This window comes from Enterobacter sp. MG-EB028, assembly GCF_056673305.1.
In genome coordinates, this window is record NZ_CP195079.1 from 1,822,610 (window position 1) to 1,849,318 (window position 26,709).

Sequence of the window (26,709 nt, forward strand, 5' to 3'; positions counted from 1 at the left end):
TTAGCCGATTGTCATCAGGCTGGCGTTACCCCCCGCCGCCGCGGTGTTGACGCTGAGCGAGCGCTCCACGTACAGGCGCTCCAGCAGCAGGTTGGTTTCCCCGCGCGCAAAGCCCTGCACGGAAACGATGGCCCCGCTGCGAGCCGCAACCTGCTCGCACAGTTCGCGCAGCTGGTCGGAATCGCCGTGGTAAATCACGGCATCAAACGGCTGCGTCAGCAGCGCATCGGCCTTCGCAAAGCGAATACGGGCCGAGACCGCTTTCGGCAGCTGTTTGGCGAGATCGCGATGCAGCGCGTCTTCCGGCCACAGCACCTCACAGCCGGTTGCCATCGCCGCGGCCAGCTGCACCAGCGCGTCCTGCTCGTTATCGGCCACGCACAGCACGCGCTCGCGCGGCATCAGCGTCCAGGTGTTGCGCTCGCCGGTTGGCCCCGGCAGCAGGCGCTGGGTGCCCGCCTGCGCCAGCTCCCCGTACTGCCGGGCAACCGCACGCAGCTCAGGACGTTTTTCCGCCCAGGCGATCATCGCCTCCAGCGGCTGCGTCAGCACGGTTTTCACCTGCGTATCCACCGGATAACTTGCGTCCTGGCGCGCCAGGGTGACGCCCAGGGCGTTTTCCGGACGGTTCGCCAGCAGACGGTACAGGTAGAGCGGACCGCCCGCTTTTGGACCGGTGCCGGAGAGGCCTTCGCCGCCGAACGGCTGCACGCCCACGACCGCGCCAACCATGTTGCGGTTAACGTACAGGTTGCCGACTTTGGCATTGCCGGTGACCTGCGCAATGGTTTCGTCGATACGGGTATGCACGCCGAGCGTCAGACCATAGCCGGAGGCGTTGATCTGATCGATAAGCTCCTTGAGATTGTTACGGCTGTAGCGCACCACGTGCAGCACCGGGCCGAAGACCTCTTTTTTCAGCTCGTCGAAGCTTGCCAGCTCAATCAGCGTTGGTGGCACAAAGGTGCCGGTCCGCCATTCGCGGGCATCTTCGCTGTTCTCGCGCACCGCCTGGAACACCGGACGGCCTTTCGCGCGCATGGCCTGAATGTGGTTTTCAATGTTGGCTTTGGCTTCCGCGTCGATCACCGGCCCAATGTCGGTGGTGAGACGGCCCGGGTTGCCCATGCGGCATTCGGCCATCGCGCCGCGCAGCATCTTCAGCGTGTGGTCCGCCACGTCGTCCTGCAGGCACAGCACGCGCAGGGCGGAGCAGCGCTGACCAGCGCTGTCGAACGCGGAGGCCAGCACGTCGACCACTACCTGCTCGGTGAGGGCAGAGGAGTCAACGATCATGGCGTTCATGCCGCCGGTTTCCGCGATGAGCGGGGTAGGACGGCCCTGCGCATCCAGACGGGTGGCAATATTGCGCTGCAGCAGGGAGGCCACTTCGGTCGAACCGGTAAACATCACGCCACGCACGCGGTTATCGGAGGTCAGCTTAGCGCCGACGGTTTCACCGCGGCCCGGCAGCAACTGGACCACGCCCGCCGGCACGCCGGCTTCCAGAAGAATGTTGATGCCCTGCGCGGCAATCAGCGGGGTTTGCTCTGCCGGTTTTGCCAGCACGCTGTTGCCTGCGGCCAGAGCGGCGGCAATCTGGCCGGTGAAGATCGCCAGCGGGAAGTTCCACGGGCTGATACAGACGACCGGACCCAGCGGACGGTGGGTTTCGTTATCGAAATCATCGCGCACCTGACCGGCGTAGTAGTGCAGGAAGTCAACGGCCTCGCGCACTTCGGCGATGGCGTTGCTGAAGGTTTTACCCGCTTCGCGCACCAGAATGCCGATGAGCGACTGCATCTGATCTTCCATCAGCACCGCGGCGCGTTCCAGAATGGCGGCACGCTCCTGCGGCGGCGTGGCGAACCAGATTGGCGCGTTGTTCACCGCGCTGTCCAGCGCCTGGTCAACCTCCGCTTCGGTGGCTTCACGCACGTAGCCGACGATATCTTTTGGCTCTGCCGGGTTAATGACCGGCTGCATTTCGCCGTCCTCGACGGACTGCTCAAGGATCGGTTTGGCCTGCCATTTCTGCAATGCGCTGTTGAGCAGGGCAGAGGAGAGTGACGCCAGGCGGTGTTCGTTGGCGAGATCCAGACCCGCCGAGTTGACGCGGCCTGCGCCATACAGTTCGCGCGGCAGGGCAATCTTCGGATGCGGCAGGCCAATCTGGCCTTCCTGCGCCGCCATCTTCTCTACGGCCTGCACCGGATCGGCCACCAGCTCGTCCAGCGGCAGGGTGGTGTCGGCGATGCGGTTAACGAAGGAGGTGTTCGCGCCGTTTTCCAGCAGACGACGCACCAGGTACGCCAGCAGGGTTTCGTGGGTACCCACCGGAGCATAGATACGGCACGGGCGGTTCAGCTTGCCGTCCGCCACTTTACCGGTGACCTGCTCGTACAGCGGTTCACCCATGCCGTGCAGGCACTGGAACTCGTACTGGCCAGGATAGTAGTTTTGACCCGCGAGGCTGTAAATGGCGGCCAGGGTGTGGGCGTTGTGGGTGGCGAACTGCGGATAGATCAGGTTCGGCACGCCAAGCAGCTTTTTCGCACAGGCGAGGTAAGATACGTCGGTGTAAACCTTGCGGGTATAAACCGGATAGCCTTCCAGCCCTTCCATCTGGGCGCGTTTGATTTCGCTGTCCCAGTAGGCGCCCTTCACCAGACGGATCATCAGGCGACGGCGGCTGCGGCTGGCCAGGTCAATCAGGTAATCAATGACGAACGGGCAGCGCTTCTGGTAGGCCTGGATAACGAAACCAATGCCGTTCCAGCCTGCCAGCTCCGGCTCGAAGCACAGTTTTTCCAGCAGATCGAGAGAGATCTCCAGACGGTCGGCCTCTTCGGCGTCGATGTTAATGCCGATGTCATACTGGCGAGCCAGCAGTGTCAAAGACTTCAGGCGCGGGTAGAGCTCTTCCATTACGCGGTCATATTGCGCGCGGCTGTAGCGCGGGTGCAGGGCGGAGAGCTTAATAGAGATGCCCGGGCCTTCATAAATACCGCGACCGTTGGACGCTTTACCGATGGCGTGGATCGCCTGCTGGTAAGAGACCATGTAGGCCTGCGCGTCGGCGGCGGTCAGCGCCGCTTCGCCCAGCATGTCGTAAGAGTAGCGGAAACCTTTATCTTCCAGCTTGCGGGCGTTTGCCAGCGCTTCGGCAATGGTTTCCCCGGTGACGAACTGCTCGCCCATCAGGCGCATCGCCATGTCCACGCCCTTGCGGATCAGCGGCTCGCCGCTCTTGCCGATGATGCGGTTCAGGGAGCGGGAGAGGTTGGCTTCGTTATGGGTGGAGACCAGCTTGCCGGTAAACAGCAGGCCCCAGGTCGCCGCGTTGACGAACAGCGACGGGCTGCGGCCAATGTGGGAGTGCCAGTTGCCGTTGCTGATCTTGTCGCGGATCAGCGCGTCGCGGGTGGCTTTATCCGGAATACGCAGCAGCGCTTCCGCCAGACACATCAGCGCCACGCCTTCCTGTGAAGAGAGGGAAAACTCCTGCAGCAGACCCTGAACCATCCCGGCGCGGCCGGTGGCGGTTTTCTGGTTGCGCAGCTTGTCGGCTAACTGATACGCCAGGCTGTGCGCCTGGGCGGCAATGGCTTCCGGCAGGCGGGCCTGCTCCAGCAGCATCGGCACGGCATCGGTTTCTGCACGGCGGTAGGCGCCGGTAATGGCGGCGCGGCTGACGGACTGCGGCAGGATCTGCTCGGCAAATTCGAGGAACGGCTGGTGATTCTCTTCCACCGCCGTCGCGGCGTCGTCGCTTTCGTTCGCTGCGCCCGCCAGCAGTGCAGGCAGCTCCGGCAGACCTTCTTCGCTCTCCAGCCTTTCCAGATAGTTGAAAATCGCCTGCTTGATTAACCAGTGCGGTGTGCGGTCAATGCGGGTTGCTGCGGTCTTAATCCGTTCGCGGGTCGCGTCATCCAGCTTAACCCCCATGGTGGTCATCCCCATGCCAAAACTCCTGTTGTTCTGTAATAGCGTTCTGTAGATAGCGTGAAATATCCACCATGTTGCAACTTTGTGCAACCGTGTTAAATGTGACCTGGTTTGCAACCCGGAAAATGAATGGATTGTTAACGAATGGTTAGCTGGAAAAACGCGCTGGCTTTTGTGCGGGAAGCCTGTTTTTATGCGGGAGTTAACACTTTTCAAAGGTGCAACCCGTAAAAGCGTGAGCGAGTGCAACCTATAGGAAACTCGTATCAAACCGGGGATGAATTTGATGTAAATGCAGTGTTAAATCGTTTGTCAGCGGGATGCGCATACGGCAGGATAGCGCGCCCAACTGAAACACATACACACATCACTACGTTCCGGTGATGACATAACAAGGCAGCCCGGACGGCTGTCGCTCGACATTTTGGAGAATTTGAATGGCTATTAGCACACCGATGCTGGTGACATTTCTCGTTTATATTTTTGGCATGATCCTGATAGGGTTTTTGGCATGGCGTTCGACGAAGAACTTTGACGACTACATCCTGGGCGGCCGCAGTTTAGGCCCGATGGTGACCGCACTCTCTGCGGGCGCCTCCGACATGAGCGGCTGGCTGCTGATGGGGCTGCCGGGCGCGATTTTCATCTCTGGTATTTCCGAAAGCTGGATCGCCATCGGCCTGACCGTCGGCGCGTGGATCAACTGGAAGCTGGTGGCAGGCCGTCTGCGCGTGCATACCGAGGCCAACAACAACGCCCTGACGCTGCCGGACTACTTCACCGGACGTTTTGAAGACAACAGCCGCATCCTGCGCATTATCTCTGCGGTAGTCATCCTGCTGTTCTTCACCATCTACTGTGCCTCCGGCATTGTGGCCGGCGCGCGTCTGTTCGAAAGCACCTTCGGCATGAGTTACGAAACCGCCCTGTGGGCCGGTGCCGCGGCGACCATCCTCTATACCTTCGTGGGCGGTTTCCTGGCGGTAAGCTGGACCGATACCGTGCAGGCGAGCCTGATGATCTTCGCCCTGATCCTGACCCCGGTGATTGTGATTTTCACCGTCGGCGGCTTTGGCGAGTCGCTGGAAGTGATCAAGCAGAAGAGCATCGAAAACGTCGACATGCTGAAAGGGCTGAACTTCGTGGCCATCGTCTCCCTGATGGGCTGGGGGCTGGGCTACTTCGGTCAGCCGCACATTCTGGCGCGCTTTATGGCGGCGGATTCTCACCACACCATCGTGCATGCCCGTCGCATCAGCATGACGTGGATGATCCTGTGTCTGGCGGGGGCGTGCGCGGTCGGCTTCTTCGGTATCGCGTACTTCAACAACAACCCGGCGCAGGCGGGCGCGGTGAACCAGAACGCCGAACGCGTGTTCATCGAGCTGGCGCAAATTCTGTTCAACCCGTGGATTGCCGGCATTTTGCTCTCCGCGATCCTGGCGGCGGTGATGTCCACCCTGAGCTGCCAGCTGCTGGTCTGCTCCAGCGCAATCACCGAAGACCTCTACAAGGCCTTCCTGCGTAAAAACGCGAGCCAGAAAGAGCTGGTGTGGGTAGGGCGCTTTATGGTGCTGGTGGTGGCGCTGGTGGCGATTGCGCTGGCGGCCAACCCGGAAAACCGCGTGCTGGGACTCGTGAGCTACGCGTGGGCGGGCTTTGGCGCCGCGTTTGGTCCGGTCGTGCTGTTCTCCGTGCTGTGGTCACGCATGACCCGCAACGGCGCGCTGGCCGGGATGATTATCGGTGCGGTCACTGTTATCGTCTGGAAACAGTTCGCATGGCTGGGCCTGTACGAAATCATTCCGGGCTTCCTCTTCGGCAGCATCGGTATTGTGGTGTTCAGCCTGCTGGGTAAAGCGCCGTCAGCCTCCATGCAGAAGCGCTTTGCGGAAGCGGACGCGCATTACCACACTGCGCCGCCGACTAAGCTTCAGGCAGAGTAATTTTCCCCTCACCCTAACCCTCTCCCCAAAGGGGAGAGGGGACAGACCGTTCACCAGTTCGAGATGATAAATGATGATTAAAACAGGGTTAATGGTGGCAGCATTAGTGATGCTGGCGGGTTGTAACGCTCCCACGCAGCACGCGGCGGTAGAGATCTGCAAAGCGGATAACCAGATGCAGCAGACCACGCTCTATTTTGGCTTAAATCGGCCTGCAGGGGCGCAGATTACCGGCAGCGAGTGGCAGCAGTTTGTCGACCAGGACGTGACGCCGCGCTTTCGCGATGGCTTAACGGTGTTTGATGCGCGCGGCCAGTGGCTGGGGAATGATGGGAAAGTGGCGCGCGAGCCGAGCAAGGCGCTGATGCTGATCCACGGGAAAGATGCCCAGAGCGAGAAGAACATCGAAGCGTTGCGCGGGATTTATAAGTCACGCTTCGCGCAGGAGTCGGTGATGCGCGTCGACCAGCCGGTGTGCGTGCAGTTTTAATAAAAAACGGCGGGAAATCCCGCCGTTGTTGTTTTGTAGCAAAGCAATTTACAGCACTAATCCCGCAAAGCTCGCCGACAGCAGGCTCACCAGCGTCGCACCGTACACCAGGCGCAGACCAAACCGCGACACCACGTTGCCCTGCTGCTCGTTCAGCCCCTTAATCGCCCCGGCGACGATGCCGATGGAGGCGAAGTTCGCGAACGACACCAGGAAGACGGACAAAATGCCCAGCCCGCGCGGTGACATTTCATGGGCAATTTTTTGCAGCTCAATCATTGCCACAAATTCATTTGCCACCAGCTTGGTTGCCATAATGCTGCCCGCATTGAGCGCATCGCTCAGCGGAATACCGACAAGCCACGCCAGCGGATAAAACACATAGCCCAGGATCTGCTGGAAGCTCATGCCGAATACGCTGGAGAAGAGGGCGTTAACCGCGCTGATGAGGGCGATAAAGCCAATCAGCATTGCCAGAATAATCATCGCTACCTTAAAACCGGCCAGAATATACTCGCCGAGCATTTCAAAGAAGCTCTGGGATTCGTGCAGCTTCTCCAGCTTGATATCCGGCTCGGCTTCCGGACGCACCGGGTTAATAACCGAGAGAATAATAAAGGTGCTGAACATGTTCAGGATCAGCGCGGCAACGACAAATTTGGCGTCGAGCATGGTCATATAGGCGCCGACAATCGACAGGGAGACCGTCGACATGGCCGTGGCCGCCATGGTGAACAGGCGACGTGAGGAGAGATCCCCCAGCACGCCTTTGTAGGCAATAAAGTTTTCCGACTGGCCGAGGATCAGCGAGCTCACCGCATTGAAGGATTCCAGCTTGCCCATGCCGTTCAGTTTTGACAGCAGCGTCCCGATGATTCGAATAAAAATCGGCAGGATCCGCCAGTGCTGGAGAATACCAATCAGCGCCGAAATGAAAATAATCGGGCAAAGCACGCCGAGGAAAATAAACGCCAGCCCTTTTTCACCCATTCCGCCAAAGACGAAATTCGTCCCTTCCGAGGCAAATTTCAGCAGTGACTCAAAGAAGCCGGAAACATATTTAATCAGGAAAAGCCCGCTTTCGGCGTGCAGGAAAAAGAACGCCAGCGCAATTTCAATAATTATCAGCTGTAAAACATAACGAATGCGAATTTTTCGGCGGTCGAAACTCACCAGCCAGGCGAGCGCAAGAATAATCACCAGCGCCAGCAGGAAATGGACAATCTTAAACATGGGTTATTTTCAGTTGGTTTTTGAGGCGGATATTTAGCCACAGCGATGGTTAACCGTAAATGGGCATTTTTATTATAACTTATAAACTTAACGGTAACGGTGGTAACTATTAACAGGCTTTGCGTTTACAACTCGTCATCAAATCACCACACATTTCGCTTGTGTTTCTTTTCGCCGTAATGATAATCACTATCACAAGAATTTACCTTTCTTTGCATCAGTTGACCGCGATAAACATTTAAGGTGTCGGCATGTTTGTTCCATTTCTCATTATGTTACGTGAAGGCCTTGAAGCGGCCCTGATTGTCAGCCTTATCGCCAGTTATCTGAAGCGCACCCAGCGAGGGCGCTGGATTGGCGTGATGTGGGTTGGCGTTTTCCTTGCCGCGGCGCTCTGCCTGGGTTTAGGTATCCTCATCAATGAAACCACCGGCGAATTCCCGCAGAAAGAGCAAGAGCTGTTTGAAGGTATCGTCGCCGTGATTGCGGTGTTCATCCTGACGTGGATGGTGTTCTGGATGCGCAAAGTATCCCGCAACGTGAAGGTGCAGCTGGAGCAGGCGGTGGATAACGCCCTGCAGAAGGGGAATCACCACGGCTGGGCGCTGATTATGATGGTCTTTTTCGCCGTTGCGCGCGAGGGGCTGGAATCGGTCTTCTTCCTGCTGGCGGCATTCCAGCAGGACGTGGGTATCTGGCCGCCGCTGGGCGCCATGCTCGGTCTGGCAACGGCGGTGGTGCTGGGCTTCCTGCTCTACTGGGGCGGCATTCGCCTTAACCTGGGCGCCTTCTTTAAATGGACCAGCCTGTTCATTCTGCTGGTGGCCGCGGGGCTGGCGGCAGGGGCGATCCGCGCCTTCCACGAGGCGGGCCTGTGGAACCACTTCCAGGGCGTGGCGTTCGATCTCAGCAACGTCCTCTCCACCCATTCACTGACTGGCACCCTGCTTGAAGGGATTTTCGGCTACCAGGAAACGCCGAGCGTCAGCGAAGTGGCGATGTACTTTATCTATCTGGTTCCGGCGCTGGTGCTGTTTGCAATGCCGCCGCGTACCGGTTCGCAGACGTCGCGCGTTGCGCCGTAATTATCGTTTTAGTTACAACATACTTTTTAAGGGAAGAGTCATGGCAATTCAGTTTCGTCGTAGTGCATTGTGCGCAGGCATTGCCGCGCTGTTCGCTTCTGCCTTCACCGCGCAGGCTGCGGATATTCCGCAGGTGAAAGTCACCGTCAACGATAAGCAGTGCGATCCGATGACCATCACGGTTAAGAGCGGGAAAACCCAGTTTATCATTCAGAACCATAGCCAGAAGGCACTGGAGTGGGAGATCCTCAAAGGCGTGATGGTGGTGGAAGAGCGCGAGAATATCGCCCCGGGCTTCAGCCAGAAGATGACCGCCAACCTGCAGCCGGGTGAATACGACATGACCTGCGGCCTGCTGACCAATCCGAAAGGCAAGCTGATCGTCAAAGGTGCAGCGACGGCGGACGCCGCCAAAGGCACGGCCCTGCTGAGCCTGGGCGACGCCATCACCGCCTATAAATCCTACGTCACCAAACAGACGGCGGACCTGGTTACGGGCACCAAAGCCTTCACCGACGCGGTGAAAGCGGGCGATATCGAAAAAGCGAAATCCCTGTATGCGCCAACCCGCCAGCACTACGAGCGCATCGAGCCGATTGCCGAACTGTTCTCTGACCTTGACGGCAGCATTGATGCCCGTGAAGACGACTACGAGCAGAAGGCCGCCGATCCGAAATTCACCGGCTTCCACCGTCTGGAAAAAGCCCTGTTTGGCGATAACACCACCAAAGGAATGGAGAAATATGCCGGGCAGCTGAACGCCGACGTGCTGGAGCTGCAAAAGCGCATCAGCGAGCTGGCCTTCCCGCCGTCGAAAGTGGTGGGCGGCGCGGCGGGGCTGATTGAAGAAGTGGCCGCGAGCAAAATCAGCGGGGAAGAAGATCGCTACAGCCATACTGACCTGTGGGACTTCCAGGCCAACGTCGACGGCGCGCAGAAAATTGTCGACCTGCTGCGTCCTCAACTGCAGAAAGAGAACGGCGAACTGCTGGCGAAAGTGGATGCCAACTTCAAAAAAGTGGACACCATTCTGGCGAAATACCGCACCAAAGACGGGTTCGAAACCTACGACAAGTTGACCGACGCTGACCGTAATGCGCTGAAAGGCCCGATTACGACCCTGGCGGAAGATCTCTCCCTGCTGCGCGGCGTACTGGGTCTGGACTAAGCACGATGAACAAGCATGACGAGCACGACGTGGCGGAACCTTCCCGACGTCGTTTGTTAAAAGGGGTCGGGGCGCTGGGCGGCGCGCTTGCCCTGGCAGGTGGCTGCCCGGTTGCGCATGCGGCGAAACCGCAAAGCGCTCCCGGCACGCTGTCGCCGGATGCCCGGATGGAGACGCAGCCGTTTTACGGTGAGCACCAGGCGGGCATTCTGACGCCGCAGCAGGCTTCCATGATGCTGGTGGCCTTTGATTCGCTGGCCAGCGATAAGGCGGATCTGGAGCGGCTGTTCCGCCTGCTGACGGCGCGCATCGCGTTTCTTACCGCGGGCGGTCCGGCACCGGAGACGCCAAATCCGCGCCTGCCGCCGATGGATTCCGGTATCCTCGGGGCGTTTATCGCGCCGGATAACCTGACCATCACCGTGTCGGTGGGGGAGTCGATGTTTGATGGCCGCTATGGCCTGGCAAAGCAGAAGCCAAAAGCGCTGCAAAAAATGACGCGCTTCCCGAATGACTCCCTCGACGCGGCGCTGTGCCACGGCGACCTGCTCCTGCAAATTTGTGCCAATACCCAGGATACGGTGATCCACGCCCTGCGCGATATCATCAAGCACACGCCGGATCTGCTGAGCGTGCGCTGGAAGCGGGAAGGGTTTATCTCCGATCACGCCGCCCGCAGCAAGGGGAAAGAGACCCCGGTGAACCTGCTGGGCTTTAAGGACGGTACGGCCAACCCGGACAGTCACGATGGTGCGCTCATGAAGGAGGTGGTGTGGGTCACTGCCAATCAGGGCGAACCGGCGTGGGCGGTGGGCGGCAGCTACCAGGCGGTGCGGATTATCCAGTTCCACGTGGAGTTCTGGGACCGCACGCCGCTGAAAGAGCAGCAGACGATTTTCGGCCGCGACAAGCAGAGCGGGGCACCGCTGGGTATGAAGCACGAGCATGATGTGCCTGACTATGCGAGCGATCCGGATGGCGACGTTATCGCGCTCGACAGCCATATTCGCCTTGCTAACCCGCGCACCAAAGAGACGCAGTCCAGCCTGATGATGCGCCGTGGTTACAGCTATTCACTGGGCGTGACCAACTCCGGGCAGCTTGATATGGGGCTGCTGTTCGTCTGCTATCAGCACGATCTGGAGAAAGGTTTCCTGACGGTGCAGAAGCGGTTAAACGGTGAAGCGCTGGAAGAGTACATTAAGCCCATCGGCGGCGGGTATTTCTTTGCCCTGCCCGGCGCGCGCGATGCTGGTGCGTATCTCGCTCAAGGGCTGCTCGAAGCCTGATAATTGTCCCTGCGATAGTTCGCAGGGACATTATTTTTTCATATGACTAACATATTGTTATATTTCTGTAATATTTCTATATAAGACTGAATCCGCTGCAGGAGCAGTCTGAAAAGTTGCATTCAGGTAAAATAAATGTTGCATTTATGATAACTCCTGATGTACTTAAGATAAGACAGCGGTAGTTCCCGGCAGTGATGCTGAATCACTATGGAGATCGCGAATGGTTGCGTCCTGTACTGGACATGGTAAACATAACAACCGCAGCACCCGGCGCGGAGGCTCAGACTCCGGCAGCGATTTCCTCACCACTAAATTCTCCCCCACACCTCAAGAATCTGATTCGACCGACGTGCAGACCGGTGCGCGTAGCCGTTCTGTATCGTCATCTGATAAAGCAAGCAATGGCTTACAAGGAAGCCAACCCTCTGATGTTCGTGCGCATAATCGTGCCGAAGCTGGCGCGTGTGATGAATACCAACAACTCAAGGTGCTATCCATGGGAAGACAAAAAGCAGTGATCAAAGCTCGTCGCGAAGCAAAACGTGTGCTGAGACGGGACTCACGTAGCCATAAACAGCGTGAAGAAGAATCGGTCACCTCGCTTGTGCAGATGAGTGGCGTAGAAGCAATTGGCATGGCCCGAGACAGCCGTGATAATTCTCCAATTGTGGCGCGCAATGAGGCTCAGGCGCACTACCTGAATGCTATCGAGAGTAAACAGCTCATCTTTGCAACCGGTGAAGCCGGATGCGGGAAAACGTGGATCAGTGCGGCCAAAGCGGCGGAAGCGCTGATTCATAAGGACGTGGAGCGCATTATTGTTACCCGTCCGGTACTGCAGGCGGATGAAGATCTCGGCTTCCTGCCCGGAGACATTTCGGAGAAGTTTGCCCCTTACTTCAGGCCCGTCTATGACGTGCTGGTGAAGCGACTGGGTGCATCCTTTATGCAGTACTGCCTGCGGCCAGAGATTGGCAAGGTGGAAATCGCGCCGTTCGCCTATATGCGCGGACGTACATTTGAAAATGCGGTCGTCATTCTTGACGAGGCTCAGAACGTGACCGCTGCGCAAATGAAGATGTTCTTAACGCGCCTCGGGGAGAACGTGACGGTTATCGTTAACGGCGATATTACCCAGTGTGACCTGCCGTCCGGCGTAAAATCCGGGCTGAGCGACGCCATGTCACGTTTTGAGGAAGATGAGATGATTGGGGTGGTACGCTTCACCAAAGAGGACTGCGTGCGTTCAGCGCTGTGTCAGCGCACGCTGCAGGTCTATTCCGACTAAAGGTAAAGCATTATCGTTTTGCCGCTTTCCTGTAATTTCTTCCCGGCGTCATGCCGGGAAGCGTCTTTTATTCTTTGCAGAATTCACCTGTTATTGATAATTAACCATTTCGATTATTAATTTTTTTACGGCTGCTTTTTATTTGAGCGGTAGAAGTGTGACATGTGTTTATAATACCCACAAAATATCTATGAATATAATGATCCCGCTAATTGTTAGTTAAAAATTAAACGTGAATGTTGTCACAGATCATTACTACGAAGTAAAAATTAAGTTGGTGTCTGAAGGGGAGTTATCTATGTTTCGTACTTGTTCGAACAAAATTCTAAGAAGAAACACAACAGGGGATCCGTTCCCCCGAAACATCACGCTGAGGGTCATACATGAACGAACTGGTTGGTGCTATTAATGGTGTAATCTGGAGCCCTGCGTTAATATTTTTATGTCTGGGTGTTGGCCTCTATTTCTCACTGCGTAGTCGCTTTCTGCAATTACGTCATATCAAGCACATGATTACCCTGATGTTCCAGGGGCGTCCTACGGATGCAGGCGTGTCGTCGTTTCAGGCACTGACGATGACGCTGGCAGGCCGTGTGGGGACAGGGAATATCGCTGGTGTGGCCACGGCAATTACTTTTGGCGGTCCGGGCGCGCTTTTCTGGATGTGGATAGTCGCTTTTTTAGGCGCCAGTTCAGCATTTGTCGAATCCACCCTGGGCCAGGTTTATAAAGAAAAAATTAACGGCGAATATCGTGGTGGTCCTGCCTTTTATATTGAAAAAGGTTTAGGCGTTAAGTGGTACGCATGGTTATTTGCCATTGTGACTATTTTCTCCTGCGGGTTATTACTTCCGGGCGTGCAGGCAAACTCAATTGGTGCGAGCCTGGATATTGCCTTTGGTCTGAGTCCGAACGTGACGGCGGCATTACTTGCTGTGCTGTTAAGCTTTATTATTTTCGGCGGCGTGAAAAGGATCGCCAGCTTTAGCAGTATGGTCGTTCCATTTATGGCGCTGGGCTATATTATTGTCGCCTGCGTGATTATCGCCATTAATATTAACCAGCTCCCTTCGGTTATTCTGCTGATCTGGAAAAGCGCGTTCGGCCTGGAAGCAGGCTTTGGCGCCATCCTCGGTCAGGCGATTATGTGGGGTGTTAAGCGTGGCGTCTATTCTAACGAAGCGGCGCAGGGGACCGGGCCGCATGCGTCATCCGCGGCGGCGGTAAGCCATCCGGTGAAGCAGGGGCTGGTTCAGGCATTCTCGGTCTATATCGACACGCTGTTTGTCTGCTCCGCGACCGGGTTTATGCTGCTAATTACCGGGCTGTATAACGTCCAGGGCGTCGACGGCGCCGCGCTTTATACGGGAATTGCAGGCGTGGCCGCAGGTCCTGGCTACGTGCAGACGGCAATGGAAAGTATGATGCCGGGCTTTGGTAATTACTTTGTTGCTATTGCGCTGTTCTTCTTTGCCTTCACTACGATTATTGCTTACTACTATATTGCCGAAACCAATATCGCCTACATCAACCGCAAAATTCACCGCCCGTGGCTGACGTTCCTGCTTAAGTTATGTCTGATGGCGTCCACGGTCTACGGCACGGTTCGTACCGCGGATCTGGCCTGGGGACTGGGGGATATTGGCGTAGGGCTGATGGCATGGCTCAACATTATTGCCATTGTTCTGCTGCATAAAAAAGCGTTTGCCAGCCTGAAGGATTATGAAATCCAGAACGCGCAGGGGCTGGATCCACAGTTTGATCCGGTGCGTCTGGGGATTAAAAATGCGGATTACTGGCTGGAGGAGCGCAAGGATGAAGAGGGTTTGAATATCGGCCAGAGACCTGCTCCCGAGGGAAAGCAACCGGCTGGAAAGCTGAATAGCTGAGGAATGGTTGAGACCGGCCCGTGCTTTTGTACGGGCTTTTTTTTGTAGGTGGGGCAGCTCGTGTCGCACCGGGGGGGATTGACTCGCTTCGCTCGCCCTTCGGGCAGCCTGTTCGCTACGTTCTCAGTCTGTCCAACTGGCTGCGCCAGTTGTCGAACCCCAGTCGGGGGTTCTCATCCCCCCCTTACGGAGAATATAAAAGAAAAAAGCCCGTACTTTCGTACGAGCTCTCATCTCAAATATGGCGGTGAGGGGGGGATTCGAACCCCCGATACGTTGCCGTATACACACTTTCCAGGCGTGCTCCTTCAGCCACTCGGACACCTCACCATATTGTTTTGCTGCCTGACCGCTTGGGGGGCAACGGGGCGCTACTATAGGGAGTTGCGCTAACACGGTCAAGCAGATTTTCAGCTTTAGTGCCTGTTCGGTTAAGCATTAATCAGCTCCACGGTTTTTACGCCGTGGAGCAGGGGATTAACGCTGTGAATCGAGTACTTCGCTGTTTTTAACCACTTCCTGTGCTTTGCCGTAGCTTTCGATCAACAGCTGGTAAGCCGGGAAGATGTGGGTATACACCTCAGCCCATTCAGCCGCGTCCTCACGGTTCCAGGTGCGCTGGATCTCAGAGGCCACCGCGGCGGTATCCATTGGTACCACACCGGCCTGGACCACGCGTGCCAGGGTGATCTCCTGCGCCATTTTGCTGTAGGTGCCGGAAGCATCAATCACCGCAAACACTTTATAGCCGTCCGCCACCGCGCTGATGGACGGGAAGGCCATGCAGACGCTGGTGATTGTGCCGGCAATAATTAACGTCTTGCGACCGGTGGCTTTTACCGCCGCCACGAACTCCGGATTATCCCAGGCGTTGATCTCACCTTTGCGGGCCACATACTGCGCATGCGGCGCGTTGGCGTGGATCTCCGGGATAAGCGGGCCGTTCGGTCCCTGTGGAACGGAGGCCGTGGTGATCACCGGGATCTTCGCCAGCGTAGCAATTTTTGCCAGCGCCGCCGCACGGGCGCGCAGCTCCGGCATGGGCATGTCGCCGACGGTCTGGAACAGCCCGCTCTGGTGGTCGATAAGCAGCATGACGGCATCATTTACGTCAATGACCGGACGTGCACCGTTGAAGTTTGCAGGGGTAGACATATTGCGCTCCTTTATTACGTTCAGATCTGGCCGAAGCGGCCGGAATTGAAATCACGAATGGCTTCCGCGATCTCGGTTTTACTGTTCATCACAAACGGGCCGTAGCCCACAATCGGTTCATTCAGCGGCTCGCCGGCCATCAGCAGCACTTTCGCGTCGCTGTTCGCTTCCAGATGCAGCCTGTCACCGCTCTGGCTCAGCACGACCAGCTGCGCTTCACCCGCGGTCGTAGTGCCGTTCACCGCCACGCTGCCCTCAAGCACCACCAGCGCCGTGCTCCAGCCTTCGGGCTGATTGAGCGTCAGATGGCTGCCCTGGCGTAGCGTCAGATCCCACACGTTCAGCGGTGAGTAGGTATGTGCCGGGCCCGTCACGTCCTCAAAGCGACCGGCGATGACCCGCAGCGTGCCGCTGTTATCCGGCAGCGTAACCACCGGGATCTCCGCTTTGGTGATGCTCTGGTAGCCAGGCGTCGCCATTTTGTCTTTGGCAGGCAGGTTGACCCACAGCTGCATCATTTTCAGCTCGCCACCTTTCTGCGCGAAGGCGCTGGAGTGGAACTCCTCGTGCAGGATGCCTGCGCCTGCCGTCATCCACTGCACGTCGCCCGGGCCAATGACGCCGCCTCTGCCGGTTGAGTCGCGGTGCTCCACTTCCCCGGAGTAGACGATAGTGACCGTTTCAAAGCCGCGATGAGGATGCTCGCCCACGCCGCGTTTCGCGCCGTCCGCCGGGAAGGTGTACGGTCCGGCGTAGTCCAACAGCAGGAACGGGCTCAGCGGCTCGCCGTGCGTCTGGTAAGAAAACATTGAACGAACCGGGAAACCGTCACCGACCCAGTGCGGACGAGGTGCGGTATAAACGCCTGTTACGTTTTTCATGATGAGCTCCTGATGTTCTGTTGATGTAATTAGCTTATATTCAGGGTTAATATCCCGGTAGATAGTGAAATTGACATTCACTGTTCTGAAAATGGAACGATGAGGGCGTATGCAGGATCTCAATGATTTCGCGTGGTTTGTGAAGGTGGTGGACCATGGTGGGTTTGCGGCGGCGGGTCGGGCGCTCGATCAGCCCAAGTCGAAACTGAGCCGCCGGATTGCTCAGCTGGAAGAGCGCCTTGGCGTGCGGTTGATCCAGCGCACTACGCGGCAGTTTACGGTGACCGAAGTCGGGCAGACCTTCTATCAGCACTGTAAAGCGATGATGGTGGAGGCCGAAGCTGCGCAAGAGGCGGTGGCGGCTTTACAGGCCGAGCCGCGCGGTGTGGTCAGGATCACCTGCCCGGTAACCTTGCTGCACGTTCACGTGGGGCCGATGCTGGCACGGTTTATGGCACGCTATCCGGGGATCAATCTTCAGCTTGAGGCCACCAACCGGCGAGTCGATCTGGTGGGCGAGGGCATTGACGTGGCGATCCGCGTTCGTCCACGTCCCTTTGACGACAGCGATCTGGTGTTAAGAGTGCTGGCAGACAGGGGGCACTGCCTGGTGGCGAGCCCTGCGCTGATTGAGCAGATGGGCAACCCTGCCGTGCCCTCTGAGCTGAGCGAATGGCCGGGGTTGAGCATGGGGGCGGGAAAGCAGCTGCATAAATGGGAACTGGGCGGGCCGGACGGGGCAAAAGCGGAGATTCACTTTACGCCGCGCTTGATTACCACCGACATGCTGGCGCTGCGTGAAGCGGCAATGGCGGGGGTAGGGGTCGTGCAGCTGCCGATTTTGATGGTCAAGGATCAGCTGGCATCAGGGGAACTGGTGCGGGTGCTGGATGCATGGGAACCCAGACGGGAAGTGATTCACGCGGTTTATCCTTCCCGGCGTGGTTTACTGCCGTCGGTCAGAACGCTGGTGGATTTTCTTACCGAAGAATATGCCCGGATGGTGGAGGAGTAACAATCCCCTCGCCTTGCGGGCTGAGGAATCCCCCGAAACTAATGCGAGCAGTAAATAATTCCCTCGCCCCTTTGGGGAGAGGGTTAGGGTGAGGGGCTCAGGCCGCACCGAGCTGCTTATAGCTCAGGGGGGATTGACTCGCTTCGCTCGCCCTGCGGGCAGCCTGTTCGCTACGCTCTCAGTCTGTCCAACTGGCTGCGCCAGTTGTCGAACCCCGGTCGGGGATTCTCATCCTCCCCTTATGGAGAATATAAAAGAAAAAAGCCCGTACTTTCGTACGAGCTCTCATCTCAAATATGGCGGTGAGGGGGGGATTGACTCGCTTCGCTCGCCCTTCGGGCAGCCTGTTCGCTACGCTCTCAGTCTGTCCAACTGGCTGCGCCAGTTGTCGAACCCCGGTCGGGGGTTCTCATCCCCCCCTTATGGAGAATATAAAAGAAAAAAGCCCGTACTTTCGTACGAGCTCTCATCTCAAATATGGCGGTGAGGGGGGGATTCGAACCCCCGATACGTTGCCGTATACACACTTTCCAGGCGTGCTCCTTCAGCCACTCGGACACCTCACCATATTGTCATCCCGTTGTTGTCGGGACGGGCGCTAATGTAAGGAAAAGCCGAACTGCCGTCAACTCACTTTTTCAGTAATTTAGCGCGTTTAGACAAACTTCAGGCAACATGATTCTTAAATGTGCTGAAAGCGTCTTTTTTATCAACAACACAGTCGCGCAATAAATTTGCTATGCTGACCGTCCAGTTAAAAAGCAAACTAAATCAGCGCAATAAAAGGCAGGAATGACTATGGATATACTCTTCTATCACCCCACTTTTGATACGGCTTACTGGATTGAAGCACTTTCTGCGGCGCTGCCGGGCGCTCGCGTTCGTGAATGGAAGCGGGGTGATAACGAACATGCCGACTACGCGCTGGTCTGGCATCCTCCGGTGGAAATGCTTCAGGGCCGTAAGCTGAAGGCCGTTTTCGCGCTCGGGGCTGGCGTGGATTCCATTCTGAGCAAACTGAAGGCACACCCTGAAATGCTGCCGGAAGAGATCCCTCTGTTCCGCCTGGAAGATACCGGAATGGGGCAGCAAATGCAGGAATATGCCGTGAGCCAGGTGCTGCACTGGTTCCGCCGCTTCGACGATTATCAAGCCTTTAAACAGCAGGCCCACTGGGAGCCGCTGCCGGATTACCGTCGCGAAGATTTTACAATCGGCATCCTCGGCGCGGGTGTGCTCGGCTCAAAAGTGGCTGAAGCGCTTGCCCCGTGGGGCTTCCCGCTGCGCTGCTGGAGCCGCAGCCGTAAAGATTATCCGGGCGTTGAGAGTTTTGCCGGAACGGATGAGCTTCCGGCCTTCCTGAGCGGCACGCGCGTGCTGATCAACCTGCTTCCCAATACGGCGGAAACGGTAGGGATCATCAATGAAGCCTTGCTCAATCAGCTGGTCGATCAGAGCTACCTGATGAACCTGGCGCGCGGGGTTCATCTGGTCGAGCCGGATCTGCTGAGGGCACTGGACAGCGGGAAGCTTAAAGGCGCCATGCTGGATGTTTACAGCCGTGAACCGCTGCCGGAGGAAAGCCCGCTGTGGCGACATCCGCGCGTGGCCATGACGCCGCACGTGGCCGCCGTCACGCGACCGGCCGAGGCGGTGGCCTATATCTCGCACACGATCGGTGAAATAGAGAAGGGTAACCCGGTTACCGGACAGGTCGACAGACAGCGCGGCTACTGAGAGAAACCCGGCGTTCGCCGGGTTTTTGCTAATATTCGCCGCTGATAACTGCTATCCTTTGGAAAAAACGCAGAGGAGAGAAAGATGTATCCCGTTGACCTGCATATGCACACCGTCGCCAGTACCCACGCGTATAGCAACCTCCATGATTATATCGCTCAGGCGAAGCTTAAAGGCATCAAGCTATTTGCGATAACCGATCACGGCCCGGATATGGCGGATGCGCCGCACTACTGGCATTTTGTGAATATGCGTATCTGGCCGCGTCTGGTGGATGGCATCGGGATACTGCGCGGCATTGAGGCGAACATCAAAAACACCGACGGTGAAATTGACTGCACCGGCCCGATGCTGACCTCCTTAGATCTGATCCTCGCCGGTTTCCATGAGCCGGTTTTCCCGCCGCAGGATAAAGAGACCAATACCGCGGCGATGATTGCCACCATTGACAGCGGCAATGTGCATATCATTAGCCACCCGGGCAACCCGAAGTACCCGATTGATATTCAGGCCGTGGCGCAGGCCGCGGCGAAACACCGCGTGGCGCTGGAGATTAATAACTCCTCGTTCGTGCACTCGCGTAAGGGCAGTGAAGCCAACTGTCGCGAAGTGGCTGCCGCCGTGCGTGATGCGGGTGGCATGGTGGCGCTGGGCTCTGATTCGCACACGGCCTTCACGCTGGGGGATTTCAGCGAGTGCCTGAAAATATTGCAGGATGTGGATTTCCCGGAAGAACGCATCCTGAACGTCACGCCGCGTCGTATGCTCGATTTCCTTGAGTCGCGCGGCATGGCGCCGATTGATGAATTTGCCGATCTTTAATTGAATAACGGAATAAAATAATGAATGAATTCTCCATCCTTTGCCGCGTGCTGGGCTCCCTCTATTATCGCCAGCCGCAGGATCCGCTGCTGGTTCCGCTGTTTACGCTGATTCGCGAAGGTAAGCTGGCGCAGAACTGGCCGCTGGAACAGGATGAGTTACTGGAACGCCTGCAGAAAAGCTGCGATATGCAGCAGATCTCAACGGACTACAACGCGCTGTTCGTAGGCGAAGAGTGCCGCGTGTCGCCGTATCGTTCGGCCTGGCAGGAAGGGGCGACCGAAGCGGAAGTGCGGGCATTTCTCTCCGAACGCGGGATGCCGCTGAGCGATACGCCAGCCGATCATATCGGTACGCTGCTGCTGGCAGCCTCCTGGATCGAAGACAACGCAGGCGACGATGAAAATGAAGCCATCGGGATCCTCTTCGAGACGTATCTGCTGCCGTGGGTCGGAACCTTTCTGGGTAAAGTGGAAGCCCATGCCACCTCTCCGTTCTGGAGAACGCTGGCCCCGCTGACGCGTGACGCCATCGCAGCAATGTGGGACGAGCTGGAAGAAGAAGCTGAAGAGTGATTTTCATCACAAAAATCCTGCAACGATACATTTCCGCATGTGCGTAATGTGCTTCCGATCTCATTTCTATGGCGCGCATCTGTTAAGATGCGCGCCATGAACATATTACTTTGTATTGCGATCACGACAGGCATTCTCTCCGGTGTTTGGGGATGGGTAGCGGTGTCTCTCGGTTTATTAAGCTGGGCCGGTTTCCTGGGCTGCACGGCCTATTTCGCCTGTCCTCAGGGCGGGCTGAAAGGGCTCTTTATCTCAGGCTGCACGCTGATGAGCGGCGTGATCTGGGCGCTGGTCATCATGAAGGGCAGCGCGCTGGCGCCGCATCTGGAGATGCTGGGGTACGTCATGACGGGTGTGGTCGCCTTCCTGATGTGCATCCAGGCGAAGCATCTGCTGCTGTCGTTCGTGCCGGGCACCTTTATGGGGGCCTGCGCAACCTTCGCCGGGCAGGGGGACTGGAAGCTGGTGGTTCCTTCCCTGGCGCTGGGACTGCTGTTTGGCTACGCCATGAAGAACTGCGGTCTTTGGCTGGCGGCGCGACGGGAAAAAACGCAAAACATCACCGCGGTGAGTGAATAAAAAAAGGCGAGATAATCATCTCGCCTTTTTTATGCGCTGCCTGTCAGGATTCCGGAGGCACCGACATATCACGGTATTTCACCAGGATCGGGTTCTGCACGTCCGCTTTGTTTTGCAGATCCCACAGCCCGCGATCGATACCATCGTTAATTAAGAAGATCACGCCGGTTTCAATGGCTGACATCAGACACATCATGACCGGTTCGTTAGAGGTGTAGCCAATTTCACCCTCCAGCAGACGCTGGTAGTCGATGAAGCGGAATACCCCAGCCTGAACTTCGTAAGACAGTATCGTTTTGCTGGTGTTGACCGAAGAGAGCACTTCACCGGTACTGACGTTAACGACGCGCAGGTTAACCGCAATTTGGTCGAGCTGGTACTGGGTATCCGCGCCGATACCGAAGTAGCGCGCCCCAACACCGCCCGATTTTACGTTACTCTCGTAACCGATAATCGAACCCTCAATCATCACGTTTGCGGCGGCCAGAGACTGCAGAGGCATCCGGTTATTGTCCGCGACGGTGCCATTCTCCTGCGCGGCGCGAATGATTTTGCGTTCATTTAACAGGTTCTGAAGCCCCTGGCGTTCCAGCGGTATAAACCAGTGCGAATCCTTCAGTGCGGTCACCAGCATGGCGGTGGCGCTTTGCGGCACCGCGGTGGAGAAGTTACTTGCCGGGTAAGGCTTAAATTGCCCGGTTTCATCCTGAATGTTGTATACCGAGACAAATATCTTGCCCGTAGGTGAAGGCAAATGGGTTAAATCACGATAACTCTGGGCCCGGGGCATTAATGTTGGTTTTGCAGCTTCTTTAGGTGGAGCAGTTAAACAACCGCTCAATAAGCACACTGCAACAAATATCAGGAAGCGCTGCATGATCGTTGTCCTTATTTAGCTATTGTTTAAAAGTCAGTTGAATTATTTTGCAGGCCGGAAACCTCTATGGTGGAGGTTTTTCCGGTTTTACGATCGGTCACATTCAACTGGAGCTGTCCGTCCCTGTTGGCGATGTCGACAATAAAGTCGTTGGTCATCATTCGGCCGGGTTTGCCGGTATTAATGTTGGTCAGCAATCCCCCTAAAATCTGCGACTGGATAGCCTGGGTGAAGTTATCCAGTGCGGAAGGGGTATCAACGGTAAAATCCTGATAGCTCGGATCTTTATAAGAGTTTTGTGCCTGGGCTTGATTCAGCAGAAAGGCACCGTTGTTGGGGTTGCCGCCAAAGTTAGGGTTACGGAACTGGAAGGTCATATTTCCGGCCCAGCTCAGGGGAGCAATAAGCATGATCGAAACAACTGCATATGCAATACGCATGACAGCCTCCGCATATCGGTTCGCTAGAACTCATCTTTTGCTAAATCGCTGGTGCTTAATAGGGCTTTATCTATTTGCAGGCGATTAATAGCGTCTTCAGTTTGAGCCAGTGCTAAGGCTACGTTTTTATCGAAGTCTGTTTTCGAGGGGAATAAAAACGTTTGATAAATAACGTCCTGATTGGCCGTTATGGTTATCCAGCTTCCCCAACGTGCACTGGGCCGCTCGTTGATTGTTAAATTACCCGTGTAGGGACTGTCCCATTTATCGCTGAAGGCCCGGTAAAAACTGTGCCCGATCGATGAGACCGTGTGGTCAGTTAACAATCCGGGAACTTCGACCTCAACGGCCTGCAGGTTCCCAGCAGCGAGCAGGAGACTCGCTGCGGCGATCCAACTCAACGTGCGCTTCATGTCATTAACGCCTGAGGTTATCGTTTGCCCATGAAACAGCCTGAGTTCGGTTTTTAACAGCTATCTTCTTGAAAAGATTATAAAGGTGCGTCTTCACCGTATTTTCGCTGATAAATAACGAACGGGCGATTTCAATATTTGAAGCACCAATGCGTAATTTGTTCAGGATCTCTTTCTCACGGTGGGTGAGCAGCGCTGATTCCGAACTGTTATAGCGGTAATTTCCGGAGTGCGTGATGAGGTAGCTGGCCAGCTTTTGCGAGAAATAGCATTCGCCGCGCAATATGCCTTGCAGACCATCTACCACCCGAACCTCTTCTTCAGTGACGTAGAACACGCCATTGATATGCGGCCAGTTTTCAATATCTCTGAAAGGATATTCATCAGGCGTATTCAATAATAACACGCGGATATTATTGTTTTTCCTGCTTAAGTTATCTTGCCAGTAATGGATAAGCTTTTTATCGGCTTCCATCATATCAAACAGAATGATGCTGCCAGGCGCAATATCATCAAAAGAACGTTGAATATTATGCAATTTTCCGTTCAGTGATAAAGATTGCTTTAAATGTTGTAATAAAGCTGTCGCTTGCAGAGAAGGTTTTGTGATCAACAGTAATGTATGACCATGTAAACTATGGACTTCATTATACATGATGAAACCCCACTTATTTTTGGCACCTGACAGCCGCCCTCTCTGTAAAGAAGAGGGCACCAGAAGTACTGACAGATGTTGCACTGCTGTGTGTAGAAACAGAACATAACCTCCACAGGGAGGTAAATATAAAACCAATTTCGTACATCTAATTTCAATCTAGCTTTTACGAGTTTTAAAGCAAGTGTTAATCATGTAACAAGATGTAAAAATCAATATTAATTTGTGTAAATTACAGATTTTTAATGTTGTTATTTGATATGAAAGTTGTACATGTAAATAGTTGTGCATAGATTTTAAAAATCATACAAATATTATCAATCAATTGATATTTAAAAGTATTTATTATTTTCTTTGGTATGTGTCAAGGTATGAGTAACTGATACTTTCTAAGTCATACCGCTCTGGTTTTTCTGGCTTAAGAAAACTCGCCTTGTGTCACGCACTGAAGAAAATGTCATCCTGGCGTTACGCTTAAACAACGCGGGAAGGGGCATGGGCGGCTTTCTCGCCGTTGTACAGCATGCCACGCATAAATATTTCATAAAAAATAAAACCGGCCTGAGTAATGCCTTTTATGGTGCAAATTACAACTTTGTGGTGACCTGAAAAATAAAAATAAGCCGCGCGGGTGAGATATTTAAAATGTTTCAGCGGACATACTCTTCACCGTAACGACGCGTTAACAAAAAACGAGTCGTTTAATACGAAATACGATCAAGGTGTTTTCAGGTAGCCGGGTCCAGGGTGACAACATGAAAAACACAGCGTTATTTTTGATGTTTACATTACTGGGTGCGCCTGGATTTGTAACCGCATCGAATTCAGATTTGGCAAACGCTGAATATAATTTTGCGGTTAATGAATTAAGTCATTCATCATTAAATCAGGCAGCCATTATTGGTCAACAGGGCGTGTTTAATGACGCTCAGCTTCGCCAGGAAGGATCGAAACTCTTGTCCGTCATTTCCCAGGATGGGGCAGGCAACAGAGCGAGAGTTGATCAATCAGGGACTTATAATATTGCCTGGATCGATCAGAGCGGTAACGGGAACGGTGCAGGCATTACGCAGGATGGATATGGTAATAGTGCGAAAATTATCCAGAAAGGGTCGGGTAATAGAGCAAATATTACGCAGTACGGTACGCAGAAAACCGCAGTTGTAGTGCAGAAACAGTCGCAGATGGCAATTCGCGTTATTCAGCGCTAGTTATTTCGCGACGACGTTAATCAATCCGATGGGGGTTTACCATGAAATTTATCAAAGTGGCAGCACTTGCAGCAATCGTAGTTTCTGGTAGTGCTATGGCTGGTATGATTAATCAGGGCGGATGGGGTCATGGACACGGTCATGGTCAGGGCGGATACAGTGGTCCAAATTCAACTCTGAATATTTACCAGAACGGTGGCGGTAACTCAGCGCTGGCCCTGCAGACGGATGCCAGAAATTCCGTTCTGAATATTAGCCAGACCGGTGGTGGTAACGGGGCTGATGTCGGTCAGGGTTCTGACGACAGTAAAATCAACCTGACCCAGAACGGTTTCGGCAACAGTGCGACACTCGACCAGTGGAACAGCAAAAAATCCGTTATGAATGTTAGCCAGTACGGCGGCCTTAACGGTGCGCTCGTAGACCAGACGGCGTCTAACTCCACTGTCAACGTGACCCAGATTGGCTTTGGTAACCACGCGACAGCGCATCAGTACTGATACTGAAATCTGGAATACAAAAAAACAGGGCCGATGCCCTGTTTTTTTTCGGGAGTTCCTCATGAATACCTTCATTCTCCTTGCCGCGCTTTCCGGGCAGATCGCTTTTAAAACGTCACAGCAGGGAAATATGACAACCATTATTCCGCAGGTCATTTTGTCGGAACCGTGTGATTGTCAGGTTCAGATCCTCTCACTGAAAGAAGGGCAGAGTGGGCAAAGTGCTTCACGGCAGCAAAATACCCTTTTTATCCCCGCTAATCAGGCGATTGATTTAACGCGGTTGAGTTTAACTATTTCTGCGGGAGACACGGTAAAAATCGTCGTCACCGTCACGGATGGAAAAGCGCTTCATTTATCACAGCAGTGGTCGCCAGCCGGGGGTACGCTGTAAATATTCATGAAATCAATGCATTGCGAATATTTGCCGTTGAACTAAGCTGTTATCAGGAACTGCGTTGTTTGGTTCCGTAACGTCAGCCTTCGTTTGCATAATGAAGCGCGTTTGCCCCTCATGGACGATTTTCATTGAGGAGTACATATCGTGACCCACTATTTTGCTCATCTTATTTCAGGTCTGGGCCTGCTCGTTTCTGCTTTAATCGCTCCAGCTTATTCAGCCACTATTGCGGAAGGTGGTGTTATTCACTTTCGCGGTGCAATCGTTGCTGACCCTTGTGAAGTCACACCACAACAGCGGCAGCTTGCGCTGTCATGCCCGGAAAAAAACCGTATGCAAACGCGTACGATCAGTTTTGACGATGCGCTGAACGGCAAGTCGACTGCTTCCAGCCTGGCGACGGTCAATATGACGTACCTGAATCCTGAAAAAACGCTCGCGGTTGTTCAGATCCAGTACCGTTAATACCCGTGCGCGCCCGTCGGTGGGCGCGGTTTTATGCCTGTCATTTTTCTCAATAACCCCTCTGCGATACACTTATAAAAAAGCGGACAGCAGAGGGGCTTTATGAAACCGCAAATTGAAATTATTCATGGCGATATTACGACCGTCCATGTCGACGTCATCGTCAATGCGGCCAATCCTTCCCTGATGGGGGGAGGAGGAGTAGACGGCGCTATTCATCGGGCTGCCGGACCGCAGTTACTGGAAGCCTGTAAAATCGTGCGTCAGCAACAGGGTGAATGCCCTCCGGGACATGCGGTGATTACGCTTGCGGGCAACCTTCCCGCCAACGCGGTGATTCATGCTGTCGGGCCCGTGTGGCATGGCGGCGATCGGCATGAAGCGAGTCTTCTGGAAGAGGCATACCGGAACTGTCTGCGGCTTGCCGCCGACAACGGCTTCAAAACGATGGCGTTTCCGGCCATCAGCACCGGCGTGTATGGTTATCCAAAGGCGGCTGCGGCAGCCATCGCCGTAGATACCGTCTACCGTTATCTGTCACTCAAGCCGCTGCCAGAGAAGGTGATTTTTGTCTGCTTCGATGAAGACACCACGCATCTGTATCAGCGTCTTTTGACTCAGCGCAGGCAAGAGCTGGAAAGCTGA

The 26,709-nt window shown here is 55.2% G+C and carries 26 protein-coding genes, 2 tRNA genes and 2 other RNA genes; 18 read left to right on the forward strand and 12 right to left on the reverse strand.

What is annotated here, in order from left to right; all coding sequences use genetic code 11:
- A complete protein-coding gene (gene putA / locus ACR42C_RS08585) occupies window positions 1-3,963 on the reverse strand; it encodes a trifunctional transcriptional regulator/proline dehydrogenase/L-glutamate gamma-semialdehyde dehydrogenase (RefSeq protein ID WP_479985012.1) in 3,963 nt (1,320 codons plus the stop codon).
- A gap of 422 nt (window positions 3,964-4,385) precedes the next feature.
- Here putA and putP point away from each other — a divergent pair, with 422 nt between their 5' ends.
- Together putP and ACR42C_RS08595 are read left to right on the forward strand one after the other, a co-directional pair.
- A complete protein-coding gene (putP, locus tag ACR42C_RS08590) occupies window positions 4,386-5,894 on the forward strand; it encodes a sodium/proline symporter PutP (RefSeq protein ID WP_316378889.1) in 1,509 nt (502 codons plus the stop codon).
- A 70-nt stretch (window positions 5,895-5,964) separates the two neighbouring features.
- Window positions 5,965-6,384 carry a DUF3574 domain-containing protein gene (locus ACR42C_RS08595; RefSeq protein ID WP_479985013.1) on the forward strand — a complete coding sequence of 140 codons (420 nt, stop codon included), beginning with the start codon at window positions 5,965-5,967 and terminating at the stop codon, window positions 6,382-6,384.
- A gap of 48 nt (window positions 6,385-6,432) precedes the next feature.
- Here the strand turns inward: ACR42C_RS08595 and ACR42C_RS08600 are convergent, their stop codons facing one another.
- The gene (locus tag ACR42C_RS08600) at window positions 6,433-7,617 is read right to left on the reverse strand and encodes a NupC/NupG family nucleoside CNT transporter (protein ID WP_479985014.1); all 1,185 of its coding nucleotides are present in this window, start codon (window positions 7,615-7,617) and stop codon (window positions 6,433-6,435) included.
- Between the two features lie 251 nt (window positions 7,618-7,868).
- Between ACR42C_RS08600 and efeU the strand changes: the two genes are divergently transcribed.
- From efeU to ACR42C_RS08625, 5 genes are all read left to right on the forward strand, one after another.
- Entirely contained in the window at window positions 7,869-8,702 is an 834-nt protein-coding gene (gene efeU, locus ACR42C_RS08605) for an iron uptake transporter permease EfeU (protein WP_192983067.1), read from the forward strand.
- A 40-nt stretch (window positions 8,703-8,742) separates the two neighbouring features.
- The gene (efeO, locus tag ACR42C_RS08610) at window positions 8,743-9,870 is read left to right on the forward strand and encodes an iron uptake system protein EfeO (RefSeq protein ID WP_479985015.1); all 1,128 of its coding nucleotides are present in this window, start codon (window positions 8,743-8,745) and stop codon (window positions 9,868-9,870) included.
- 5 nt (window positions 9,871-9,875) lie between these two features.
- Window positions 9,876-11,159 carry an iron uptake transporter deferrochelatase/peroxidase subunit gene (gene efeB / locus ACR42C_RS08615; RefSeq protein WP_320721048.1) on the forward strand — a complete coding sequence of 428 codons (1,284 nt, stop codon included), beginning with the start codon at window positions 9,876-9,878 and terminating at the stop codon, window positions 11,157-11,159.
- A 499-nt stretch (window positions 11,160-11,658) separates the two neighbouring features.
- Entirely contained in the window at window positions 11,659-12,450 is a 792-nt protein-coding gene (phoH, locus tag ACR42C_RS08620) for a phosphate starvation-inducible protein PhoH (RefSeq protein ID WP_029740192.1), read from the forward strand.
- A 383-nt stretch (window positions 12,451-12,833) separates the two neighbouring features.
- Window positions 12,834-14,339 (forward strand): alanine/glycine:cation symporter family protein, encoded by a 1,506-nt coding sequence (locus ACR42C_RS08625; protein WP_320721049.1) that lies wholly within the window; start codon window positions 12,834-12,836, stop codon window positions 14,337-14,339.
- A gap of 61 nt (window positions 14,340-14,400) precedes the next feature.
- On the opposite strand, the gene ACR42C_RS08630 is transcribed toward ACR42C_RS08625, so the two are convergent.
- From ACR42C_RS08630 to ACR42C_RS08645, 4 genes are all read right to left on the reverse strand, one after another.
- A non-coding RNA gene (locus tag ACR42C_RS08630) (RtT sRNA) lies at window positions 14,401-14,537 on the reverse strand.
- Between the two features lie 44 nt (window positions 14,538-14,581).
- Window positions 14,582-14,669, reverse strand: a tRNA-Ser gene (locus tag ACR42C_RS08635).
- A 147-nt stretch (window positions 14,670-14,816) separates the two neighbouring features.
- Entirely contained in the window at window positions 14,817-15,494 is a 678-nt protein-coding gene (locus ACR42C_RS08640; protein WP_025755865.1) for an isochorismatase family protein, read from the reverse strand.
- Window positions 15,495-15,514: 20 nt separating this feature from the next.
- Complete coding sequence (locus ACR42C_RS08645; RefSeq protein WP_479985016.1) at window positions 15,515-16,375, reverse strand: pirin family protein; 861 nt, start codon at window positions 16,373-16,375, stop codon at window positions 15,515-15,517.
- Window positions 16,376-16,484: 109 nt separating this feature from the next.
- Here ACR42C_RS08645 and ACR42C_RS08650 point away from each other — a divergent pair, with 109 nt between their 5' ends.
- On the forward strand, window positions 16,485-17,390 hold the full coding sequence (locus tag ACR42C_RS08650) for a LysR family transcriptional regulator (RefSeq protein WP_116340736.1): 906 nt from the start codon (window positions 16,485-16,487) through the stop codon (window positions 17,388-17,390).
- 297 nt (window positions 17,391-17,687) lie between these two features.
- On the opposite strand, the gene ACR42C_RS08655 is transcribed toward ACR42C_RS08650, so the two are convergent.
- Together ACR42C_RS08655 and ACR42C_RS08660 are read right to left on the reverse strand one after the other, a co-directional pair.
- A non-coding RNA gene (locus tag ACR42C_RS08655) (RtT sRNA) lies at window positions 17,688-17,824 on the reverse strand.
- Between the two features lie 44 nt (window positions 17,825-17,868).
- Window positions 17,869-17,956: transfer RNA gene (locus ACR42C_RS08660), tRNA-Ser, on the reverse strand.
- 232 nt (window positions 17,957-18,188) lie between these two features.
- Between ACR42C_RS08660 and ghrA the strand changes: the two genes are divergently transcribed.
- From ghrA to ACR42C_RS08680, 4 genes are all read left to right on the forward strand, one after another.
- Window positions 18,189-19,127, forward strand: a complete 939-nt coding sequence (gene ghrA / locus ACR42C_RS08665; protein ID WP_479985017.1) for a glyoxylate/hydroxypyruvate reductase GhrA — start codon at window positions 18,189-18,191, stop codon at window positions 19,125-19,127.
- An 84-nt stretch (window positions 19,128-19,211) separates the two neighbouring features.
- Complete coding sequence (locus tag ACR42C_RS08670; protein ID WP_479985018.1) at window positions 19,212-19,949, forward strand: PHP domain-containing protein; 738 nt, start codon at window positions 19,212-19,214, stop codon at window positions 19,947-19,949.
- 20 nt (window positions 19,950-19,969) lie between these two features.
- Window positions 19,970-20,524, forward strand: coding sequence for a TorD/DmsD family molecular chaperone (locus tag ACR42C_RS08675; RefSeq protein ID WP_116340732.1), 555 nt, complete (start codon window positions 19,970-19,972; stop codon window positions 20,522-20,524).
- Window positions 20,525-20,620: 96 nt separating this feature from the next.
- The gene (locus ACR42C_RS08680; protein WP_302219980.1) at window positions 20,621-21,103 is read left to right on the forward strand and encodes a DUF1097 domain-containing protein; all 483 of its coding nucleotides are present in this window, start codon (window positions 20,621-20,623) and stop codon (window positions 21,101-21,103) included.
- Between the two features lie 43 nt (window positions 21,104-21,146).
- Here ACR42C_RS08680 and csgG read toward each other — a convergent pair whose 3' ends face one another.
- Genes csgG through csgD form a run of 4 tightly spaced genes read right to left on the reverse strand, consistent with a single transcriptional unit; the run spans window position 21,147 to window position 23,488 of the window.
- The gene (csgG, locus tag ACR42C_RS08685) at window positions 21,147-21,980 is read right to left on the reverse strand and encodes a curli production assembly/transport protein CsgG (protein ID WP_028012674.1); all 834 of its coding nucleotides are present in this window, start codon (window positions 21,978-21,980) and stop codon (window positions 21,147-21,149) included.
- A gap of 26 nt (window positions 21,981-22,006) precedes the next feature.
- Complete coding sequence (gene csgF, locus ACR42C_RS08690) at window positions 22,007-22,420, reverse strand: curli production assembly/transport protein CsgF (protein WP_116340728.1); 414 nt, start codon at window positions 22,418-22,420, stop codon at window positions 22,007-22,009.
- A 23-nt stretch (window positions 22,421-22,443) separates the two neighbouring features.
- On the reverse strand, window positions 22,444-22,833 hold the full coding sequence (csgE, locus tag ACR42C_RS08695) for a curli production assembly/transport protein CsgE (RefSeq protein WP_048998812.1): 390 nt from the start codon (window positions 22,831-22,833) through the stop codon (window positions 22,444-22,446).
- A gap of 4 nt (window positions 22,834-22,837) precedes the next feature.
- Window positions 22,838-23,488 (reverse strand): biofilm master transcriptional regulator CsgD, encoded by a 651-nt coding sequence (csgD, locus tag ACR42C_RS08700; protein WP_233002345.1) that lies wholly within the window; start codon window positions 23,486-23,488, stop codon window positions 22,838-22,840.
- A gap of 435 nt (window positions 23,489-23,923) precedes the next feature.
- Here csgD and ACR42C_RS08705 point away from each other — a divergent pair, with 435 nt between their 5' ends.
- The 6 genes from ACR42C_RS08705 (at window position 23,924) to ymdB (ending at window position 26,709) form a co-directional block, all read left to right on the forward strand.
- Window positions 23,924-24,097, forward strand: a complete 174-nt coding sequence (locus ACR42C_RS08705) for a hypothetical protein (RefSeq protein ID WP_479985019.1) — start codon at window positions 23,924-23,926, stop codon at window positions 24,095-24,097.
- A gap of 146 nt (window positions 24,098-24,243) precedes the next feature.
- The gene (csgB, locus tag ACR42C_RS08710) at window positions 24,244-24,699 is read left to right on the forward strand and encodes a curli minor subunit CsgB (protein WP_479985020.1); all 456 of its coding nucleotides are present in this window, start codon (window positions 24,244-24,246) and stop codon (window positions 24,697-24,699) included.
- A gap of 41 nt (window positions 24,700-24,740) precedes the next feature.
- A complete protein-coding gene (gene csgA, locus ACR42C_RS08715) occupies window positions 24,741-25,199 on the forward strand; it encodes a curli major subunit CsgA (protein WP_080327570.1) in 459 nt (152 codons plus the stop codon).
- 61 nt (window positions 25,200-25,260) lie between these two features.
- A complete protein-coding gene (gene csgC, locus ACR42C_RS08720) occupies window positions 25,261-25,593 on the forward strand; it encodes a curli assembly chaperone CsgC (RefSeq protein WP_116340724.1) in 333 nt (110 codons plus the stop codon).
- Window positions 25,594-25,743: 150 nt separating this feature from the next.
- A complete protein-coding gene (locus tag ACR42C_RS08725) occupies window positions 25,744-26,064 on the forward strand; it encodes a type 1 fimbrial protein (RefSeq protein ID WP_479985021.1) in 321 nt (106 codons plus the stop codon).
- A 102-nt stretch (window positions 26,065-26,166) separates the two neighbouring features.
- Window positions 26,167-26,709 (forward strand): O-acetyl-ADP-ribose deacetylase, encoded by a 543-nt coding sequence (gene ymdB, locus ACR42C_RS08730; RefSeq protein WP_116340720.1) that lies wholly within the window; start codon window positions 26,167-26,169, stop codon window positions 26,707-26,709.